At 67.8% G+C, this 18903-nt stretch carries 21 protein-coding genes; 18 read left to right on the top strand and 3 right to left on the bottom strand.

What is annotated here, in order from left to right; all coding sequences use genetic code 11:
* Position 1: 1 nt before the first annotated feature.
* Entirely contained in the window at positions 2-667 is a 666-nt protein-coding gene (locus ABD225_RS07185) for a potassium channel family protein (protein ID WP_344082952.1), read from the bottom strand.
* A 175-nt stretch (positions 668-842) separates the two neighbouring features.
* Here ABD225_RS07185 and ABD225_RS07180 point away from each other — a divergent pair, with 175 nt between their 5' ends.
* From ABD225_RS07180 to ABD225_RS07115, 14 genes are all read left to right on the top strand, one after another.
* A complete protein-coding gene (locus tag ABD225_RS07180; protein ID WP_344083067.1) occupies positions 843-2801 on the top strand; it encodes an APC family permease in 1959 nt (652 codons plus the stop codon).
* A complete protein-coding gene (locus tag ABD225_RS07175) occupies positions 2798-4087 on the top strand; it encodes a class I SAM-dependent RNA methyltransferase (RefSeq protein WP_344082950.1) in 1290 nt (429 codons plus the stop codon). The genes ABD225_RS07180 and ABD225_RS07175 overlap by 4 nt, the downstream gene beginning before the upstream one ends.
* A gap of 168 nt (positions 4088-4255) precedes the next feature.
* Complete coding sequence (gene acnA / locus ABD225_RS07170) at positions 4256-6922, top strand: aconitate hydratase AcnA (protein ID WP_344082948.1); 2667 nt, start codon at positions 4256-4258, stop codon at positions 6920-6922.
* 237 nt (positions 6923-7159) lie between these two features.
* Complete coding sequence (locus ABD225_RS07165; protein ID WP_344082946.1) at positions 7160-7444, top strand: hypothetical protein; 285 nt, start codon at positions 7160-7162, stop codon at positions 7442-7444.
* A 37-nt stretch (positions 7445-7481) separates the two neighbouring features.
* The gene (locus ABD225_RS07160) at positions 7482-8075 is read left to right on the top strand and encodes a dienelactone hydrolase family protein (RefSeq protein WP_344082944.1); all 594 of its coding nucleotides are present in this window, start codon (positions 7482-7484) and stop codon (positions 8073-8075) included.
* A gap of 45 nt (positions 8076-8120) precedes the next feature.
* Positions 8121-8267: a type II toxin-antitoxin system Phd/YefM family antitoxin gene (locus tag ABD225_RS07155; protein WP_344082942.1), complete on the top strand. Its 147-nt coding sequence runs from the start codon at positions 8121-8123 to the stop codon at positions 8265-8267.
* Positions 8268-8379: 112 nt separating this feature from the next.
* Positions 8380-8559 carry a PIN domain-containing protein gene (locus tag ABD225_RS07150; protein WP_344082940.1) on the top strand — a complete coding sequence of 60 codons (180 nt, stop codon included), beginning with the start codon at positions 8380-8382 and terminating at the stop codon, positions 8557-8559.
* Between the two features lie 32 nt (positions 8560-8591).
* On the top strand, positions 8592-9140 hold the full coding sequence (locus ABD225_RS07145; protein ID WP_344082938.1) for a DUF1697 domain-containing protein: 549 nt from the start codon (positions 8592-8594) through the stop codon (positions 9138-9140).
* Complete coding sequence (locus tag ABD225_RS07140; RefSeq protein WP_344082936.1) at positions 9130-9570, top strand: cytidine deaminase; 441 nt, start codon at positions 9130-9132, stop codon at positions 9568-9570. The genes ABD225_RS07145 and ABD225_RS07140 overlap by 11 nt, the downstream gene beginning before the upstream one ends.
* A gap of 101 nt (positions 9571-9671) precedes the next feature.
* On the top strand, positions 9672-10427 hold the full coding sequence (locus tag ABD225_RS07135; protein WP_344082934.1) for an alpha/beta fold hydrolase: 756 nt from the start codon (positions 9672-9674) through the stop codon (positions 10425-10427).
* 4 nt (positions 10428-10431) lie between these two features.
* A complete protein-coding gene (locus ABD225_RS07130) occupies positions 10432-10590 on the top strand; it encodes a hypothetical protein (RefSeq protein WP_344082932.1) in 159 nt (52 codons plus the stop codon).
* A gap of 4 nt (positions 10591-10594) precedes the next feature.
* Positions 10595-11203: a hypothetical protein gene (locus ABD225_RS07125; RefSeq protein WP_344082930.1), complete on the top strand. Its 609-nt coding sequence runs from the start codon at positions 10595-10597 to the stop codon at positions 11201-11203.
* Positions 11204-11260: 57 nt separating this feature from the next.
* On the top strand, positions 11261-11695 hold the full coding sequence (locus tag ABD225_RS07120; protein WP_344082928.1) for a VOC family protein: 435 nt from the start codon (positions 11261-11263) through the stop codon (positions 11693-11695).
* The gene (locus ABD225_RS07115; RefSeq protein ID WP_344082926.1) at positions 11692-12300 is read left to right on the top strand and encodes a helix-turn-helix domain-containing protein; all 609 of its coding nucleotides are present in this window, start codon (positions 11692-11694) and stop codon (positions 12298-12300) included. Before ABD225_RS07120 ends, ABD225_RS07115 begins: the two co-directional genes overlap by 4 nt.
* Positions 12301-12302: 2 nt before the next feature.
* Here the strand turns inward: ABD225_RS07115 and ABD225_RS07110 are convergent, their stop codons facing one another.
* Positions 12303-12926, bottom strand: coding sequence for a maleylpyruvate isomerase family mycothiol-dependent enzyme (locus ABD225_RS07110; RefSeq protein ID WP_344082924.1), 624 nt, complete (start codon positions 12924-12926; stop codon positions 12303-12305).
* Positions 12927-13312: 386 nt separating this feature from the next.
* Positions 13313-14356, bottom strand: coding sequence for a trypsin-like serine peptidase (locus ABD225_RS07105; RefSeq protein WP_344082922.1), 1044 nt, complete (start codon positions 14354-14356; stop codon positions 13313-13315).
* A 234-nt stretch (positions 14357-14590) separates the two neighbouring features.
* Between ABD225_RS07105 and ABD225_RS07100 the strand changes: the two genes are divergently transcribed.
* The 4 genes from ABD225_RS07100 (at position 14591) to ABD225_RS07085 (ending at position 18898) form a co-directional block, all read left to right on the top strand.
* Entirely contained in the window at positions 14591-15022 is a 432-nt protein-coding gene (locus ABD225_RS07100) for an acyltransferase family protein (protein ID WP_344082920.1), read from the top strand.
* Positions 15023-15117: 95 nt separating this feature from the next.
* Positions 15118-15387 (top strand): 30S ribosomal protein S15, encoded by a 270-nt coding sequence (gene rpsO / locus ABD225_RS07095; protein ID WP_344082918.1) that lies wholly within the window; start codon positions 15118-15120, stop codon positions 15385-15387.
* 162 nt (positions 15388-15549) lie between these two features.
* A complete protein-coding gene (locus ABD225_RS07090) occupies positions 15550-17934 on the top strand; it encodes a polyribonucleotide nucleotidyltransferase (RefSeq protein WP_344082916.1) in 2385 nt (794 codons plus the stop codon).
* 667 nt (positions 17935-18601) lie between these two features.
* Complete coding sequence (locus ABD225_RS07085) at positions 18602-18898, top strand: hypothetical protein (RefSeq protein WP_344082914.1); 297 nt, start codon at positions 18602-18604, stop codon at positions 18896-18898.
* Positions 18899-18903: the final 5 nt, after the last annotated feature.

The following is an 18903-nucleotide window of genomic DNA, read 5'->3' as shown; positions in this document are numbered from 1 at the left end:
CTCAGTCGCTGACCGCGGGGGCGGAATCGAGGGTGCGTTCGACCTCGGCGAGGTTGTCACGCACGATGGCGAGATGGACCAGATCGCCCTCTTGCAGGATCGTGTCGGCGTCCGGCAATGAGCCCTCGCCGAGGCGGGTGAAGAAGGCCACCCGCGATCCGGTCGCCGCTTCGATAGCGCGCAGCGGCTTGCCAATCCAGGTCGGCGAGACGGCCACCTCGGCGATGACGATGCGCCCAGACGGGTCGGTGTATTCGGGCAGGTGCCCCTCCGGCAGCAGCCGACGCAGCATCTGATCCGAGGTCCACTTCACGGTCGCGACGGTGGGTATGCCGAGGCGCTGGTAAATCTCCGCCCGCCCGGGGTCGTAGATGCGGGCGACGACATGCTCGACCCCGAAGGTCTCCCGGGCCACGCGCGCGGCGAGGATGTTGGAGTTGTCGCCGCTGGAGACGGCGGCGAAGGCGTAGGCATTCTCGATGCCCGCCTCGTGCAGCGTGTCGCGGTCGAAGCCGATGCCGGTGACCGTGCGGCCCTCGAAGGTCGGCCCGAGCCGAGCGAAGGACGTCTCGTCCTGGTCGACGACGGCGACATCATGCCCCCGCCGCTCCAGTGCCCGCGCCAGCGATGACCCCACGCGCCCGCATCCCATGATCACGAAGTGCACGGCCACGACGCTACACCGGCGCCCCGTCGCACTGTCGCAGCCGACGGCGCTCGGCGGGCAGGGGTAGTGGCGAGGGGCGTGGGTGAGCGGGCGGCATACGAGCGGGCCGGGAGGATTAGAGTGGTCGCCCGTGGCCACCGGGCGCGTGCTCAAGCGCATCATCGTGGGTCGGGCGATGCGCAGCGACAAGCTGCACGAGACCCTGCTCCCCAAACGGATCGCGCTCCCCGTCTTCGCGAGCGACGCACTATCCTCGGTCGCCTATGCGCCAGACGAGATCCTGCTGACCTTGGGGTTGGCGGGCGGGGCATACACCCTGACCCACTCGTGGCAGATCGCGCTCGCGGTCGTCGGCGTTATGGCGGTCGTCGTCGCGAGCTATCGCCAGAATGTGCACGCCTATCCCTCCGGCGGCGGCGATTACGAGGTCGCGAGCGTCAACCTTGGGCCGCGCGCCGGGCTGACCGTCGCGAGCGCCCTGCTTGTCGACTATGTCTTGACCGTCGCCGTCTCGGTGAGTTCGGGCGTGCAGAATGCCGCGAGTTCATTCAGCTTCGTGCGCGGGCATGAGGCCGCGGTCGCGGTCGGCATCGTGGTCTTGCTGACCGCCATGAACCTGCGCGGCGTCCGCGAGTCCGGAGCGGCCTTCGCGCTCCCGACCTATCTATTCATGTTCGCGGTCATCGGAATGGCGATCACCGGCTTCGTGCGTCAGGCGACGGGGACGCTGCCGGATGCCGAGAGCGCCGGCCTGACGGTCGTGCCCGAGGAGGGCTATGAGTCCCTCGGCTCGCTGGCGCTCGCGTTTCTGCTGTTGCGGGCCTTCTCCTCAGGATGTGCCGCGCTGACCGGTGTCGAGGCGATCAGCAATGGGGTGCCGGCCTTCCGGAAACCGAAGAGCCGCAATGCCGCCACGACGCTGCTGATGATGGGCACGATCGCGGTCACCATGCTCTTGTCGATGGTGGCTCTGTCCCGGATGACCGGCGTGCACTTCGCCGAAGATCCGAGCACCCAATTGCTGCGCGATGGCGTCCCCGTGGGCGAGGACTACGTCCAGGACACCGTCATGGGACAGGTCTCCAAGGCCGTTTTCGACGGTTTCACCCCCGGCGTCGTCATCGTTTCGGCGGTGACCGGTCTGATTCTCTTCCTTGCCGCGAACACCGCCTTCAACGGCTTCCCCGTGCTCGGCTCGATCCTGGCCCGCGATGGCTACCTGCCGCGGCAACTGCATACGCGCGGGGACCGGCTCGCCTTCTCCAATGGCATCCTGATCCTCGCCGGCGCCGCCTGCGTCCTGATCATCGCGTATGACGCCGAGGTCACCCGTCTCATCCAGCTCTATATCGTCGGCGTCTTCGTCTCCTTCACTCTGAGCCAGATCGGGATGGTGCGCCACTGGAATCGCCACCTGCGCACCGAGCGGAACGCCTCGGCTCGGGCGCGCATGCGCCGCTCGCGCATCATCAATGCCATCGGCGGCGTCATCTGCGGGATGGTCCTGGTCGTGGTGCTGATCACGAAGTTCATCCACGGCGCCGGCTATGCCGTGGCCGCCATGGCCTTCCTCTATTGGGTGATGACGAAGATCCACAACCACTATGAGCGGGTCAGTGCCGAACTCGCAGTCAGCGAGGCGGAGGCCGACCACAACCGGCTGCCCTCGCGCGTGCACGCGATCGTGCTCATCTCCAAGCTGCACAAGCCGGCGCTGCGCGCGCTGTCGTATGCCCGCGCCACCCGCCCCAACCGCCTCGAAGCCATCACGGTCGACGTCGACCCGGCCGAAACCGCAGCCCTGCAACGAGATTGGGATGCGCGCGGCATACCCGTCCCGCTGACGGCGTTGGACAGTCCTTATCGCGAGATCATTCGGCCCATCGTCGAGCACATCAAATCGCTGCGCTCCGACAATCCGCGCGATGTCGTCGTGGTCTATGTCCCGGAGTATGTCGTCGGCCGGTGGTGGGAACAGATCCTGCACAACCAAAGCGCTCTGCGCTTAAAGACCCGGCTGCGTTTCATGCCGGGGGTCATGGTCGCGAGTGTGCCGTGGCAGTTGCGGTCTTCGGCCGGGCAGGAACCGGTGTTGTCCGGGCCGGCGCCCGGTGATGTGCGGAGGGGCGAATGAGTCTGATCGTCGGCGACCGCGTCGAGGTCGAGATCGGCCCGGTGGCGCACGGTGGCTTCTGCGTGGCGCGTCATGACGGGCAGGTGCTCTTCGTGCGTCACAGCCTGCCGGGGGAGCGGGTCGTCGCGGAGGTGACCGAGGTCGGGTCCGGGGCGCGTTTCGTTCGCGCGGATGCGGTCGAGGTGCTGGCGGCCGCGCCGGGCCGGGTGCCCGCACCGTGTGTGTATGCCGCCCGCTGCGGCGGCTGCGACTTCCAGCACGTCGACCTGGCTCACCAGCGCGAGCTCAAGGCAGCCGTGGTGCGCGAGCAATTGCAGCGCCTGTCCGGGTTGGAGTGGCCGGTCGTGGTGGAGCCGGTGCCGGGGGACATCGAGGGCTTGCGGTGGCGGACGCGCGCGGAGTTCGCGGTCTCCGACGACGGCGAGGTCGGGATGCGCAAACACCGGTCCCACGACATCGTGCCGATCGACGATTGCCTCATCGCGTCCGAGGCAGTGGTGGGAACCGGTGTCCTGCAACGGGATCCGAACACCATCCCGGATGACCTGGCGGCCTTTGATGTCGTCGCGCCGAGCGTTGGCGAGCCGTTGGTCGTGCCCATCCCGCGCGGCGCGGCGCCCAATCCAGTGCCGGATGTGGTGGAGACGGTCGACGGGATCGACGGAGCGTTCACCGTGTCGGCGCGCGGCTTCTGGCAGGTGCACCCCGGGGCCGCCTCGACTTTCGTGGCCGCGGCTCTCGAGGGGCTGGCGCCGGAGCCGGGGGAGCGAGCACTCGATCTTTACAGCGGCGTGGGGGTCTTCGCCGGGGCCCTGGCGGCCGCCGTCGGCCCGACGGGCCAGGTGATCGCGGTCGAGTCCGACGAGACGGCGACCCGGCACGCGGAAGCCAACCTGGCGGCATACGGCAACGCCGTGATCGTCCCCGCGCGGGTCGACGACGCCTTCGGGATTCCCCGAGCTCAAAAGGGCCCGCGGCGACGCGGCTCCCGGCCGCGCGGCGCCACGCGGCACCCCCTCATACCCACGAGCGCCGACCTCGTGCTGCTCGACCCGCCGCGCACCGGCGCCGGCGCGGGCGTCGTGCGCGCCATCGCCGCGCTGCGTCCCCGGGCCATCGCGTATGTCGCGTGCGACCCCGCCGCCCTCGCCCGCGACCTGGCCACCTTCGCGCAGGAGGGGTATGCCGTCCGCACCCTGCGCGCCTTCGACGCCTTCCCCATGACCCACCACGTCGAGTGCGTCGCGCTGCTGGCTCCCATTTCTCTCCGGATGCCGAAAAGTTGAGGTTCGACCGACTTTCTAGGGCACTCGAACCTCAACTTTTCCACTCGAAGTTGCCCCCCGCCCCCAGCCGCTGGCGGGATGCGAGAAGATCGACAGCAGGACCCGATCTGAGATATCTTGACGTCAAGATACTTTAGGCAGATAGACGCGTGGCGTCGGAAGGAGCCAATGGTGGCCAGCACGAATAGCTTCGGAGCCCAGGGCGAGCTGAAGGTCGGTGAGCAGAGCTATCAGATCTTCCGCGTCAACACCGTCGAGGGACACGAGAGCCTGCCCTACAGCCTGAAGGTCCTGCTCGAGAACCTCCTGCGCACCGAGGACGGCGCGAATATCACCGCCGACCACATCCGCGCCCTCGGCGGCTGGGACGAGAACGCCGAGCCCGACACCGAGATCCAGTTCACGCCGGCGCGCGTGATCATGCAAGACTTCACCGGCGTACCCTGCATCGTCGACCTCGCCACGATGCGCGAGGCCGTCGCCGACCTCGGCGGCGACCCGGCCAAGATCAACCCGCTGGCCCCCGCCGAACTGGTCATCGACCACTCCGTCCAGATCGACGTCTTCGGGCGCGCCGATGCCTTCGCCCGCAATGTCGAATTCGAGTACCAGCGCAATGGCGAGCGCTACAAGTTCCTGCGCTGGGGCCAGACCGCCTTCGACGACTTCAAGGTCGTCCCGCCGGGCACCGGCATCGTCCACCAGGTCAACATCGAGCGGCTCGCCCGCGTGACGATGGTCCGCGATGGCGTCGCCTATCCCGACACCTGCGTCGGCACCGACAGTCACACCACGATGGTCAACGGTCTGGGTGTCCTCGGCTGGGGCGTCGGCGGCATCGAGGCCGAGGCGGCCATGCTCGGACAGCCCGTCTCGATGCTCATCCCGCGCGTCGTCGGCTTCAAGCTGACCGGCGAGATGAACCCCGGCGTCACCGCCACCGATGTCGTCCTGACGATCACCGACCTGCTGCGCAAGCATGGCGTCGTCGGCAAGTTCGTCGAGTTCTATGGCCAAGGCGTCGCGGCCCTCCCGCTCGCCAACCGCGCCACCATCGGCAATATGAGCCCGGAGTTCGGCTCGACCTGCGCGATCTTCCCGATCGACCAGATCACCCTCGACTACCTGCGCCTCACCGGCCGCTCCGAAGACTCCATCGCCCTCGTCGAGGCCTATGCCAAGGAACAGGGCATGTGGCTCGACCCGCAGGCCGAGCCGCGCTTCTCCGAGAAGCTCGAACTCGACCTCGGCACTGTCGTCCCGTCCATCGCCGGCCCGAAGCGCCCGCAGGACCGAATCGTGTTGTCCGACGCCAAGTCTCAGTTCGCGCTCGATGTCAAGAACTATGGCGTCGACGGCGACCTGCGCGAGGAAGCGGTCACCGGACCGACCGGGGCTTACGGCCTGAAGGATGGCGCCGTCGTGATCGCCTCGATCACCTCGTGCACCAACACCTCCAACCCGAGCGTGATGATGGCCGCGGGCATGCTCGCCAAGAATGCCGCCGAGAAGGGCCTGACCGTCAAGCCGTGGGTCAAGACCTCCATGGCGCCCGGCTCCAAGGTCGTCACCGGCTACTACGAGGCCGCCGGTTTGTGGCCCTATCTCGACAAGCTCGGCTTCAACCTCGTCGGCTATGGCTGCGCCACCTGCATCGGCAATTCCGGCCCGCTGCCCGAGGAGGTCTCGGCCGCCGTCAACAAGGGCGACCTCGCCGTCACGGCGGTGCTCTCGGGCAACCGCAACTTCGAGGGCCGCATCAACCCCGACGTGAAGATGAACTACCTCGCGTCCCCGCCGCTGGTCATCGCCTACGCGCTCGCCGGCACGATGAACTTCGACTTCGACCTCGAGCCGCTCGGCCAGGACGAGGCGGGCAATGACGTCTTCCTCAAGGACATCTGGCCCTCGCCCGAGGACGTCGAGGCCACCATCGGTGCCTCCCTCTCGCGCGAGCTCTTCGAGAAGGACTATGCCGACGTCTTCGCCGGCGACGAGCGCTGGCAGGGCCTGGAGACGCCCGAGGGCGATACCTTCGCCTGGGAGTCCGACTCGACCTACGTCCGCAAGCCCCCCTATTTCGAGGGCATGGGTATGACGCCCGCTCCCGTCGCCGACATCGCCGGCGCCCGTGTGCTGGCGAAGTTGGGTGACTCGGTGACCACCGACCACATCAGTCCGGCCGGGTCCATCAAGGCCGACTCGCCGGCGGGGGTCTACCTCACCGAGCACGGCATCGACAAGCGCGACTTCAACTCCTACGGCTCGCGCCGGGGCAACCACGAGGTCATGATCCGCGGCACCTTCGCGAACATCCGCCTGCGCAACCAACTCCTGACCGATGTCGAGGGCGGCTTCACCCGCAACTTCCTCGCCGACGGCGCGCCGCAGACGACGATCTATGACGCGTCGGCGGCATACCAGGCGGCGGGCGTCCCGCTCGTGGTCCTGGCGGGCAAGGAGTACGGCTCGGGATCCTCGCGGGACTGGGCGGCCAAGGGCACCGCGCTGCTCGGCGTCCGCGCGGTGATCGCGGAGTCGTACGAGCGCATCCACCGCTCCAACCTCATCGGTATGGGCGTGCTGCCGCTGCAGTACCCCAAGGGCCAGAACGCCGAGTCGCTCGGCCTGTCGGGCACCGAGACCTTCTCGGTCACCGGCGTGGAAGCGCTCAACGAGGGCGCCACGCCCAAGACCGTCAAGGTGGTCGCGACCCGGGAGGATGGCTCGACCTCGGAGTTCGACGCGGTCGTGCGCATCGACACCCCCGGCGAGGCCGACTACTACCGCAATGGCGGCATCCTGCAGTACGTCCTGCGCTCGCTGGTCTCCTGACCCGACCCCGCCCGCGTATGCCGCGGCCCGCCACCTCTCGCAGGTGGCGGGCCGCGCGCGCGTTTGGGGCGGCATACGCCCTGACTCGCACAAACGGTCGTGAGTCGACCGTTTCGTCGTGGGTCCCCCCACCGGATGGGGGAGTCACGACCAATCGCGCGAGTCACGACTATATGGGGGACTCACGATCCGTGGGTGGGGTGCGACGGACCGAGCACGAGGCATAGCGTGTGCCGCATGAGCGGCTATCAGCAGATCCCCGTGCCCGAGCGATCCGACGGTGCCCAGCCGGCCCGACGCGGGACGCCGCAATGCCCGTGGTGCGGTGAGACGGGCTTCGAGCCGGGCTTCATCGAGGACACCGGCCAGGCCGCCAAGGGTTTCGCCCGCTGGATCCCGGGCGAGATGAACAAAGGCATCTTCGGCGGCGCCGCGCGCTTCGGCCGGGAGCGGATGGACATCAACGGTCAGCGCTGCCTTTCCTGCGGCTTCCTCGCGCTCTTCGCGAGCTACGGGAGCTAACCGGCTCAGCCGCTGCTCGGCTGGCAGACTCGACGCCATGGCACATGTTCTGATCCTGCACTCCGCCCTCGGCCTGCGCCCGGCGGTGCGGTCACTGGCCGACGACCTGCGGGCGAGCGGTCATGAGGTGAGCGCGCCGGACCTCTTCGAGGGGCGCACCTTCGAGGGCGGCGAGGAGGGGTATGCCGAGGCGGTCGCCTTCACCCGTGGTCGCCGAGGGGAGATCCAGGCCGCGGCGGACACGGCCTACGCCAGCATCACCGGACCCCGGATCGTCCTCGGCTTCTCCATGGGCGCCGGCGTGGCGCAGGAGTATGCCCAGCAAAAGCCTGAGGTAGTCGGCGCGATCCTCGTCGGCGGGGGCGGCCTGTATGAGGGCTGGACTGAGCCCATCTGGCGCACCGGGGTGCCGCTCGCGCTGCACCATACGATCGACGATCCGTGGATGGACGGCGATGTCGCCGGCATGATCCAGGTGGCGGCTCGCGCCGGCGCGGACGTCTCGGACTACACCTACCCCGGCAACGGTCACCTGTTCTTCGACGAGGGTCTGCCCCTGGAGTATGACGCCGCTTCCGCCGCCCTCCTGCGCGCCCGCCTCGACGGCTTCTTGGGTCGCTTCTCGATCTGAGCGCTCGACCGACTCGCTGCTCCATTTGCTACGGAGGTGTCGCCCGTGACCACCATCGCGCATCGAGAGCTACGCAATAGCAGCAGCGAGATACTCCGTCGCGTCGAGGCGGGGGAGAGCTTCACGATCACGAACCCGGCAAAGTGGTCGCGGTTCTGTCCCCTGTTCGACGTGATGCCCTCCAGCAACTGATTGCGGACGGGGGGGCCGTGCCGGCCAAGGCGCCCACACGATCCCTTTCGGGGTTGGCTCACTCCGAGCCGTGGACCACCAAGGAACTGCTCGAGGATCTCCGCGGCGACCGATGATCGCCTACCTCGACACGGCCGCTCGACTCGCCTCATCGCTGCGATCCGCGGACGCGATTGACTTGGTCACGGCCCAGCGGGTGAACGCTGAGGTGCTGATCGCTTATGACCGCGAGCTGTGCGCTACTGCGATGGATGCCGGCTTGGATGTGTCGAGTCCTGGGCTGTCGAGCTGAGCCGGGTTTGCCCGTCGGCTAACCTTCGCCACGTGCCCACGTACATCGCCTTCTTGCGCGCGATCAATCTCGGCGCGACGCGGAAGTTCCCCAAGGATGCGGTCAAGCAGGCCACCGAGGCGGCGGGCGGGACCGACGTCGAGACCTACCTCAACACCGGCAATGTGCGCCTCACCTCCGCACGACGCTCCGTCGCCGCCGTGGCCAGGGATCTGGAGCAGGCGTATGCCGCAGACCGCGGCTTCGAGGTGCCGACCGTCGTCTTCACTCCAGCCGAAGTCGTCGAGATCGTCGCTCGCGCGACGGCTTTGGCTGATCAGTACGGCCCGGTCAAGAATCACTACATCGCGCTCTACGCGGATGCCCCGAGCGCCGCTGCGGCCACCGCCGTCCACGCTCTCGAGGTCGAGGGTGAGCGGTGCGTTGTGGACGGACGCGCCGCACATGCCCTGCTCCACGGTGATATTCACTCGGCAAAACTCTTCCGCGCCAAGCAATTCAACGCGCTCGGGGTGGGCACGTCACGCACGCGGGCGGTCCTGACGACCGTTGCCGAGAAGTGGTGCGCCGATGTCGAGTGACCCGGCGGCCGGGCCAACGCACGCCGACCTGATTCGGGAGGCGGCGGCATACCTCAACCCCGTCGAGATCAGTGGCCGGCTCTTCGGCAATGGCGCGGCCATCGCCGAGACGCCGGACGGACGGCACTTTCCGGGGGTCTGCATCGACACCCCCTGCGGCACCGGCTTCTGCGCCGAGGCGGCGGCGATCGCAGCGATGGTCACCGCCGGCGAGCAGCGGATCGCCCGCATCGTCGCGGTGTGGCGCGACCCCAGCACCGAACGACTGCACGTGCTGCCGCCGTGCGGACGATGCCGGCTCTTCATCAGTCAGGTGCACGCCGACAACCTCCACCGCACCCGGGTGATCCTCGGAGATCAGGAGGCCGCTGTTCTCGCCGACCTCATCCCCAGGCACGAATGGCCGTCACCGCTCGACAGCCCCTTCTAAGGCGTACCGAGCCACTCGTGCCCGGCGGCCGATCCGTGCGTTGAGCCTCGTCGTCTGGTGACTAGGCTCGAATCGGAAAACCCCTGGCAAAGGAGCCCGAGATGTCCATTCCCCACCGCACCGTTGGCCACGGCCCGAAGACGGTCTTCATCCTGCACGGCTGGTTCGGCTCCGCCGACGGCTGGGGCACCTTCCCGGAGTATCTCGACCCGGACATCGCCACCTGGGTTTTCACCGACAACCGCGGCTATGGCGCCCGCATGGCGGAAGCGGGGGACTTCACCCTCGATGAGGTCGCCGACGACCTGCTCGCGCTCGCGGATGAGCTTGGGGCGCAGACTTTTTCGCTCGTCGGGCACTCCATGGGCGGAGCGGAGGTACTGCGCGTCCTCGCCAAGGCACCTGATCGCGTCGACAGGCTCATCGCCGTGACGCCCGTCGGTGCCTCGCCGACACCGCTCGACGACGCAGGGAAGGATCTCTTCTTCGGGGCGCCGGACGACGACGGGCGCCGCTTCGGCATAGTGGACTTCACGACCGGCAATCGGCTGGCGCCGCAGTTCGTCCAGTCGATCGTCGACTGGTCGCGTGCCCACTCCACGGTCGACGGATTCCGCGGCGCGGTCGAGGCTTGGGCCAATGCCGACTTCCTCGACGAGATCACGGGCAACGAGACGCCGATGCTCGTCATACCCGGCGAACACGACCCGGCGCTGGGGGTGGCCACCGTGAGCCAGACCTACGTACCCAACTTCCCCAACGCGAATGTCGAGGTCATGGGAAACGCCGGGCACTACCCGATGTTCGAGACCCCGGTCGCCCTCGCCACGATGATCAACCGCTTTATCGCCGGCTGAGGGCATGGACCTCGCCGTAGCGACGGCACTCCTGCACGATCCGGTCACCTACGAGACCGGAGTGCTTTATGCCGTACTCGCCATCCTGCGCCGCGTGCCGATCCGGTGGTCAGCATGGCGTGAGGCGCAGCCCGGAACGCCTCCGCGCCCCGCAGCGTCCTAACCTCATGCGCGCGCGGCTCTTCGCCGGCCTGGCCAGGCTTCTAGCGATCCTGGGACTCACGCTGCTCGCAACCGTGGGGCTGCCCGCCTCCACGGCTTGCGCCTGCTCGTGCGCCACGCCATCGGCCGGGGAGTTGATCGATTCGGTCGACGCGATCTTTGAGGGCACGGTGACGGAGGCGACGGACCCGCAGGGCCACGCGAAGACCGTTCGCTCCGATCGGCCAGTCATCCTGACTTTGGCCGTGAGCAAGGTCTACAAGGGCGAGGTGCACGCCACAACCCAGGTGACGACCGCGGCGGAGAGCGGTTCCTGCGGCTATCCACTGCCGGTCGGCAGTGCCCCGACGCTCTTTGCCCGGCTCGACGCGAACGGTGGGCTCACGATCGCGGCGTGCGATCAGGTTGCCAATGTGGCGGAGGCCTCCGGTCTGCTCCCCGATGGCCGCGCACCACTGCCCGGTGCCGATGCGGCGGCCGCGCCCGAGGTCGGTGACAAGGCGTCCCTGTCGTATGCCGAGTCCGCCCTCCTCCTGACCGGACTGGCAGCTGTCGCCGCCGTCGCTGTCCTCGCCCTGCGCCGTCGTGCCAGCAACGGGAGGGGGCGCGCCTGAGCGGCGCCCACCCACGCAACTTGACGTCGGCACCAGATGCGCAGAATAATGCTCACTATGAGCACTCAGACAACGCTTCCCCCGTTCCACCTGGCCATCCCCGTCGACGACATCGACTCGGCGCGCGAGTTTTATGGAGAGGTCATGGGCTTCGGCCGCGGCCGGTCCGACGAGCGCTGGACCGACTGGAATGTCGAGGGTCACCAGGTCGTCACGCACATGGTCGACGACTACACAGCTCCCGTCGCAGGCCACAATTTCGTCGACGGACACCAGGTTCCGGTCCCACACTTCGGTCTCGTCCTCAGCGTGGAGCGCTTCCGGCAACTCGCCGACCGGATGACCGAGCGCGGCACCGATTTCGTCATCAAGCCCTATGTCCGATTCCCGGGCGAGCCGGGGGAGCAGTGGACGATGTTCTTCCTCGACCCGTCGGGAAATGCCATGGAGTTCAAGGCTTTTGCCGACATGGATCAGCTCTTCGCCGTATGACGAGCGCCCCCTCCCCGGGCGACGCCCCAGCCGGTGGTCGCCTGGATCACGACTTCCTGGCTCTCGTCGGCGGGCGCATTCGCGACCGGCGCAAGAGCACGGGTAAGACCGTCCAGCAGCTCGCCGACCGGGCTGGCATCAGCCGTCGGCTGCTGACCCAGATCGAACACGGTCAAGCCAATCCCAGCCTGGTCACGGTGACCGGTCTCGCCCGGGCGCTGGGCACGGATTTCACCGTGCTTCTCGAACCCGCCGGCGATGTCGACCCGCTGCAGGTGATCGCTCCCGAGGGGCACCAACTGGTGTGGTCCAGCGAGGCGGGGAGCACGGCATACCTCCTGGTCGCGACCAGCGGGCAACGCGATGCGGATTTGTGGCGCTGGCGGCTCGCCCCGGGGGACAGCTACGCCGGACGTCCGGATCCCAGCGGTTCCCAGGAACTTTTCACGGTGCTCAAGGGCACGCTGACGATCGTAACCGAGGGCGCGGCCCAGCAGGTGCGCGCGGGGGAGGCAGCGCGATTGCTCAGCGATCGGGCATACACCTACCGCAATGACGGCCCCGACGCGGTCACCTTCCTGCGCGTGGTCGCCCTCGCCAGCTGACCTCAGCGCGATCGCAGCACCTCGACGCCAGGGCCAGTGAGCTTGTCCACGTAGGGCTTTCGGCCAGTCATGGCCATCAGCAGCCCGAGCAAGGTGCCCTCGACAAGCTCGCCCGAGCCGGTCGACCAGTCGGTGTCGGTGGCTTTGAGCTGGAGCCCCCGAATCCGGTTCTTGGCCCCGATCAGGGTGTTGGACCCCTTGTAGAAGTCCGCGACCGCACGGACGGCAGCCGGGTCGTAGTCGTGCTCAAGCCCCAGCGGGAAGCGGATGTCCTCGGCGTGGATCACCGTCTCACCCAGCCAGCTCACCTTCGGCCCGGGCGGGGAGGATGTGGAGGAGACCAGCGACTCGAATCGGTCGAGCGTGTCCTGCGCCGACGCGCCACGCTCGGCGGCGATGCCCTTCGTGACGAATTTGTCGAAGTTGAAGCCCGAGCCGAGGAAGCCGGCGAGAAACTTCGGCGGCGTCATCGCGGCCGTCGAGGCCATGTGGGCGACGACATCGCGCACCGTCCAGCCGGCGCAGAGGGACGGGGTGTCCCACGCTTCCGCGGCGGGCAAGGTCTTCAGGTCGCGGATCAGCGCCTCGCGCTCGACCCGGACCAGCGGCCAGATGTCAGTGCTCACAAGAGGGGATTGTGCGACACCACGACCCGCAGACCGAAACGCCACGCGGTACGGGGGCGGGGCACCGACGCCTGTTTCTCTCCGGATGCCGAAAGCTTGAGGTTCGGGTGCCCTAGAAAGTCATCCGAACCTCAACTTTCCGGCATCCGGAGAGAAATGGGATGCCCCCGGACGCGGCTCACCCCCCGCGGCCACTGGGATGGCTGCGGGGGGTGAGGGCTTCCGTCCCCCGGGGAGGTCAGGCTCGGCCCGGTGCGGGACAGGTGCTGCTATGACTTGTTGCGAAAGTCCCGGGTGGGTGTCCGTACCGCCTCCCCGCGAAGTACCGAAGTTGGGTCCCACGCTCTGCGTGGGCGCTTGTGAGCGAGGAAACCTCGTGGGGTGTCTCAGGCGCCCTGGGCGGCGTTGTAGACCGCCGCCTCCGCGTTGCCGAAGTACGGACCGAACATCACGTGGCGCCACGAGGAGCCGATGCCACCCTTGTTGCTGTTGACGGAGTTGACATAGCCCATCCAGGACGAGTTGACCCAGGACAGGTGCGGGCCACCGCTTGCGCCACCGGTCATGTAGCACGGCAGGTATTCCTGGCCGGCCCATGTGCCGCTGCTGTAGTAGGTGTTGGTCCACTGGCAGTAGCGGGCGTCCTCGCCATTGGCCGTGTAGCCGGGCCAGCGAGAGTCCGTCTTCGGATAGCCGAGTGCGGTCCGCATGAGTCCGCCGGCGGGACCGTTGAACCAGATGCCCTGCGATCCCGTGGTGTTCTGGATCGCGCCCTTGGCGTTGGTCGACAGCGCGACAGCGGCCATGTCATCGGCATACGCAGCGTTGTAGTAATAGCCCGAGGTGGTCCACATCTGCCGTCCGTACCAGGTGCCCATGGTCGAGGCGCCGTATTGGTAGCCCGGTTGGAAGAAGGAGTTGGTGTACCAGCCCTTCGTCGACGGGTTGACCACGCAGTGGCCGGCCGTGATGAGGGTGGACTTGTTGGCGGCGGTGACGACCGTCGCGGTGCACCAGCTCCAGCCGCCGGGGGTCTGGAAGTAGTACTTTCCGACCTGACGGTTCGGGTTGGCATTGCGGCCGAGCGGCCAGAGGCTGCCCGCATACGAGTCGGCGACGCCGTTGACGATCTTGGAGGTGGCGGAACTCTGAGGGGCGACCGGCCCGACCTTGAACTCGGCACCGCGCTCGAGACTGGACTGCGAGGGCGCGCCGCCCTTGGCGGTCGGCATCGGCATCGGCTTGGCGGACTTCACGATCGAGGCGATGTCGAGGCGTGCGGTGGCGGCGTGTTCGGCGGCGGACACCTTGTGGGTGACCGGGCCGGTGCGGTCAGCGGACCCCGCCGAGGCGGTCGAGGCACCCGCCGCGATGCTCGCCAGAGCAGCGGTGGCGGTCACGGTGCTGACCAAAAGACGACGTGCAGGCATGGTGAATCTCCTTGGTGCAGTGTGGGTTCCAGGAGGCTCCCTGCTCCTCCCGGCGGCGAACGGTTCGCTGATGAACTAGAGCGCGACTACCCGCCGGTGATACGTCGACCACGAGATTGAGTAATCCCACCCATGCCATCTCCGACCGAACTCGATGGGTATGCCGCCCCTTAGGCTGCCGCTGATGTCCACGACCACCGCCGCCCGACCCCGGACCTGCCCGCCCTGACCGGCGTGCGGGCGCTCGCGGCGATCTGGATCGTGCTCTTCCACTTCCGCGGCAGCTTCGAGTCCCTCGCGCCGTGGTTGGCCATCGCCGATCCGGTGTGGCAGGCGGGCTATCTCGGCGTCGACTTGTTTTTCCCCCTCAGCGGATTCGTCCTCGCCTACAACTATGCGGACCGCCTCAGCAGCTGGTCTTGGCACGGCGCAATGGCGTTCTGGCAGAACCGAATCGCCCGTGTCTGGCCGGTCCACATCGCGACCTTGCATATCGACCTCGTGATGTCCCTGGTCACCGGCCGGATGGGGACTGGCTTGCTCCGGGATTCGGCCTGTTCGTCGCCGCCTGGCTGCTGCACGTCGCCGTCGAGCGGCCGTGTCGGGACCTGTTGCGCGCCCGCCGGAGCTGACCGTCGATTAGGTGGGCGGTTGGCCCGCTGGTAACCTTGAGAGGTTGCCGTTCAATCGGCCGCGGATCCAGAGAGCCCCGGTGAACCAGCCCGGGCGCGCCGCGCAACGACATACCAAAGGAGTCGTCCATGCCCCTGAGTGCAGACGTCAAGAAGAGCATCATCGCCGAATACGGCACGAGCGAGGGCGACACCGGGTCCCCCGAGGTTCAGATCGCGATGCTCACGCAGCGCATCAAGGACCTCACCGAACACGCTCGCGCGCACAAGCACGACCACCACTCCCGTCGTGGTCTGTTGCTTCTCGTCGGTCAGCGCCGCCGCTTGCTGCGCTACCTCGAGAGCGTCGACGTCGAGCGCTACCGTTCGCTGATCAAGCGACTCGGCCTGCGCCGTTGAGAAGTGAGAAGGGGCGGCCCGACTGGGCCGCCCCTTCTCGTATGCCGTGAGCGCACGGCATACCGCAGCATCCGCCGCCTGTCGCGGTGGGCGCTGCACCTAACGAAAGACACCGGTGCACAACGACGATGCACCGGAACTGAAGAGAGAAAGTGAGGGCCCATGGAGGGTCCAGAAATCCAGTTCGCTGAAGCCGTCATCGACAATGGCCGCTTCGGCACCCGCACCGTCCGGTTCGAGACGGGCCGTCTGGCCAAGCAGGCCGGCGGATCGGTCGCCGCCTATCTCGACGGCGAGACCATGCTCCTGGCCACGACCACCGCGAGTGGCACGCCGAAGGACCAGTTCGACTTCTTCCCGCTGACGGTCGATGTCGAGGAGCGGATGTACGCCCTCGGCAAGATCCCCGGCAGCTTCTTCCGCCGCGAAGGCCGTCCGTCCACCGAGGCGATCCTGACCTGCCGCCTGATCGACCGCCCGCTGCGCCCGTCCTTCGTCAAGGGCCTGCGCAATGAGGTCCAGGTCGTCATCACGGTGCTCAGCCTCAACCCGGACCACCAGTACGACGTCGTCGCGATCAACGCCGCCTCGGCTGCCACGCAGATCTCCGGTCTGCCCTTCTCCGGCCCGATCGGTGGCGTGCGCGTCTCGCTCATCGACGGCCAGTGGGTTGCCTTCCCGAACTTCAGCGACAGCGAGCGCAGCACCTTCGACATGGTCGTCGCCGGCCGCGTCGTGGGCGATGACGTCGCGATCATGATGGTCGAGGCCGAGGCCACCGACGCCACCTGGAACCTCGTCAAGAACGAGGGCAAGACCGCCCCCACCGAGGAGATCGTGGCCCAGGGTCTCGACGCCTCCAAGTCCTTCATCCGCACCCTGTGCGAGGCCCAGGCGCAGCTCGCGGCCGCGGCCGCCAAGCCGGTCGAGGAGTTCCCCCTCTTCCTCGACTACCAAGACGATGTGTATGCCGCAGTTGAGGCCGCTGCGACCAAGGACGGCCGCCTGGCCCAGATCCTGTCCATCGCCGGCAAGCAGGAGCGCGAGGACGCCCTCAACGAGCTGAAGAGCGAGATCCACCTCGTGCTCGTCGGCGACGCCGACGTCTTCACCGGCGAGGGCACAGCGAAGGAGTTCGCGGGCCGCCAAAAGGAAGTTTCCGCGGCATATCGCTCCGTGCAGAAGAAGCTCGTGCGCGAGCGCATCCTGCGTGACAAGGTCCGCATCGACGGTCGGGGTCTCGCGGACATTCGCGCCCTGTCCGCCGAGGTCGAGGTGCTGCCGCGCGTGCACGGCTCAGCGCTCTTCGAGCGCGGCGAGACCCAGATCATGGGCGTCACCACGCTGAACATGCTTCGCATGGAGCAGCAGCTCGACACCCTCTCGCCGGTGACGCGCAAGCGTTACATGCACAACTACAACTTCCCGCCCTATAGCACCGGTGAGACCGGCCGCGTCGGTTCGCCGAAGCGTCGCGAGATCGGCCACGGCGCCCTCGCGGAGCGCGCCCTGATGCCGGTGCTGCCGACCCGCGAGGAGTTCCCCTACGCGATCCGTCAGGTGTCCGAAGCTCTCGGCTCCAATGGCTCGACGTCGATGGGCTCGGTCTGCGCCTCGACCCTCTCGCTTCTCAACGCCGGTGTCCCGCTGCGCGCTCCGGTTGCCGGCATCGCGATGGGTCTGATCTCCGCGGAGGTCGACGGGACCATGTCGTATGCCGCCCTGACCGACATCCTCGGAGCCGAGGACGCCTTCGGTGACATGGACTTCAAGGTCGCCGGGACCCGCGAGTTCGTTACGGCCATCCAGCTCGACACCAAGCTCGACGGCATCCCCGCCGACGTGCTGGCTGGCGCGCTGACCCAGGCCCGCGATGCTCGTCTGTACATCCTCGATGTGATGAACGAGGCGATCGACGCTCCCGATGAGATGTCGCCCTATGCCCCGCGCGTCATCTCCGTCCAGGTCCCGGTCGACAAGATCGGCGAGGTCATCGGCCCGAAGGGCAAGATGATCAAACAGATCCAGGACGAGACCGGCGCCGATATCTCCATCGAGGACGACGGCACCGTCTACATCGGCGCGACCGATGGTCCGTCGGCCGAGGCGGCGCGCGCGATGGTCAATGCGATCGCCAATCCGCAGATGCCCGAGGTCGGCGAGCGCTTCCTCGGCACCGTCGTCAAGACGACCACCTTCGGTGCGTTCGTTTCCCTGCTGCCCGGCAAGGACGGCTTGCTGCACATCAGCGAGGTCCGAAAGCTGGTCGGTGGCAAGCGGATTGACGCGGTCGAGGATGTCCTCTCGATCGGCCAGAAGGTCCAGGTGGAGCTGAAGGAGATCGACCCGCGCGGCAAGCTCTCGCTGGCCGCCGTCCTCCCGGAGGGTGCCGAGGCGCCCGCCGAAGGTGCGGACGCGGCTGCGGCTGATGAGGCCTCCGACGAGTCGGCTGCGCCGGCCGCTCCGGATCGTCCCCGCGAGCGTCGTGATGGTGGCCGCAACCGCCGTCGCCGCAGCCACGGTGAGGAGCGCCGCGACGCGGAGTGATCCGTGGGCGCTGAGCGTCGAATCGTGCAGCGTTGAATCGTGAAGGGTGGCACCGATTTTCGGTGCCACCCTTCACCATTGTTCAGGGGTATGCCGGGTGGCCGGCCACCCCGCGAGCCGAGCGGGGTTTGTGAACGCGAGCTCCGCTCGGGAGGGGCGAGCGCGCGAGGCGGCTCAGCACAGACGCATTGCCCGGGCGCAGGGGTACGGGCCGGGCAGCCCGGTGCTCACCCGCCGCACCGACAGGGACGGGAGAGCGGGATACGCCCGGCCCATCGGACCGGTTTTGGCTGCGACCCAGCTCCCGGCGAAGACGAATCGGGCACGCATGGCGGGAGCCGGGCACTGCGCCTTCAGCGCCGCGCTCTGACCAGCCGCCGTCGAATTTGGAGAGCGGACCCAGGTCGTCGGCGCGGCCCCGGCAGGCACGGCGAGGAGTAGCACAAGGACGCTGACGAGCACGGACAGCAGCGTCCGACGGGGGAACTCATGCCGCGCAAAGTAGCGGGTACCGGGGTGAGCGAAAAGGTCCGGCGTGATGCGCCAGCCAGCGGGCGAGCCTCAGCATCAAATCGTCAGATAGCTCATCGACGGCGCACAGGAACCCCATAGAGACGGCGAGCACAGTCGTGGTGTTGGACGACTTGCCTCAGATCAGGAGAACGCCATGAAGACCCCCGCCGCCATCGCCAAAGCCCGCGCACTGACCGTGGCCACCATCGCCGCAGCGACCCTCGCGACGGGCAGCGTGGTCGTGCACCTGGCCGATGCCCAGGCGAGCTCGACCGTGGCCACCACAACCGGAACGACCACTGGTGTCACGGGCTCATCCAATGCGGGGTCATCCAGCGCCAACTCCTCAGATAGCAACTCCTCGAGCAGCAATAGCGGTTCGGCCTTCGGTTCGGTCGCGTCCGTCAACTCAAACAACGGCGGGCACCAGAGCTCGACCTCGGGATCGTGAGTCGC

The organism is Nostocoides veronense (genome assembly GCF_039531185.1).
GTDB classification, from domain to species: Bacteria; Actinomycetota; Actinomycetes; order Actinomycetales; family Dermatophilaceae; genus Nostocoides_A; species Nostocoides_A veronense.
This window is presented reverse-complemented; position numbering and strand designations above follow the sequence as displayed.

What these genes read in the sequence shown, in the direction of transcription:
- ABD225_RS07180 (WP_344083067.1), top strand. Translation starts at nt 843, where the DNA reads ATGCGCAGCGACAAGCTGCACGAGACCCTGCTCCCCAAACGGATCGCG.
- ABD225_RS07175 (WP_344082950.1), top strand. Translation starts at nt 2,798, where the DNA reads ATGAGTCTGATCGTCGGCGACCGCGTCGAGGTCGAGATCGGCCCGGTG.
- acnA (WP_344082948.1), top strand. Translation starts at nt 4,256, where the DNA reads ATGGTGGCCAGCACGAATAGCTTCGGAGCCCAGGGCGAGCTGAAGGTC.
- ABD225_RS07165 (WP_344082946.1), top strand. Translation starts at nt 7,160, where the DNA reads ATGAGCGGCTATCAGCAGATCCCCGTGCCCGAGCGATCCGACGGTGCC.
- ABD225_RS07160 (WP_344082944.1), top strand. Translation starts at nt 7,482, where the DNA reads ATGGCACATGTTCTGATCCTGCACTCCGCCCTCGGCCTGCGCCCGGCG.
- ABD225_RS07150 (WP_344082940.1), top strand. Translation starts at nt 8,380, where the DNA reads ATGATCGCCTACCTCGACACGGCCGCTCGACTCGCCTCATCGCTGCGA.
- ABD225_RS07140 (WP_344082936.1), top strand. Translation starts at nt 9,130, where the DNA reads ATGTCGAGTGACCCGGCGGCCGGGCCAACGCACGCCGACCTGATTCGG.
- ABD225_RS07135 (WP_344082934.1), top strand. Translation starts at nt 9,672, where the DNA reads ATGTCCATTCCCCACCGCACCGTTGGCCACGGCCCGAAGACGGTCTTC.
- ABD225_RS07130 (WP_344082932.1), top strand. Translation starts at nt 10,432, where the DNA reads ATGGACCTCGCCGTAGCGACGGCACTCCTGCACGATCCGGTCACCTAC.
- ABD225_RS07125 (WP_344082930.1), top strand. Translation starts at nt 10,595, where the DNA reads ATGCGCGCGCGGCTCTTCGCCGGCCTGGCCAGGCTTCTAGCGATCCTG.
- ABD225_RS07120 (WP_344082928.1), top strand. Translation starts at nt 11,261, where the DNA reads ATGAGCACTCAGACAACGCTTCCCCCGTTCCACCTGGCCATCCCCGTC.
- ABD225_RS07115 (WP_344082926.1), top strand. Translation starts at nt 11,692, where the DNA reads ATGACGAGCGCCCCCTCCCCGGGCGACGCCCCAGCCGGTGGTCGCCTG.
- ABD225_RS07105 (WP_344082922.1), bottom strand. Translation starts at nt 14,356, where the DNA reads ATGCCTGCACGTCGTCTTTTGGTCAGCACCGTGACCGCCACCGCTGCT.
- rpsO (WP_344082918.1), top strand. Translation starts at nt 15,118, where the DNA reads ATGCCCCTGAGTGCAGACGTCAAGAAGAGCATCATCGCCGAATACGGC.
- ABD225_RS07090 (WP_344082916.1), top strand. Translation starts at nt 15,550, where the DNA reads ATGGAGGGTCCAGAAATCCAGTTCGCTGAAGCCGTCATCGACAATGGC.
- ABD225_RS07085 (WP_344082914.1), top strand. Translation starts at nt 18,602, where the DNA reads ATGAAGACCCCCGCCGCCATCGCCAAAGCCCGCGCACTGACCGTGGCC.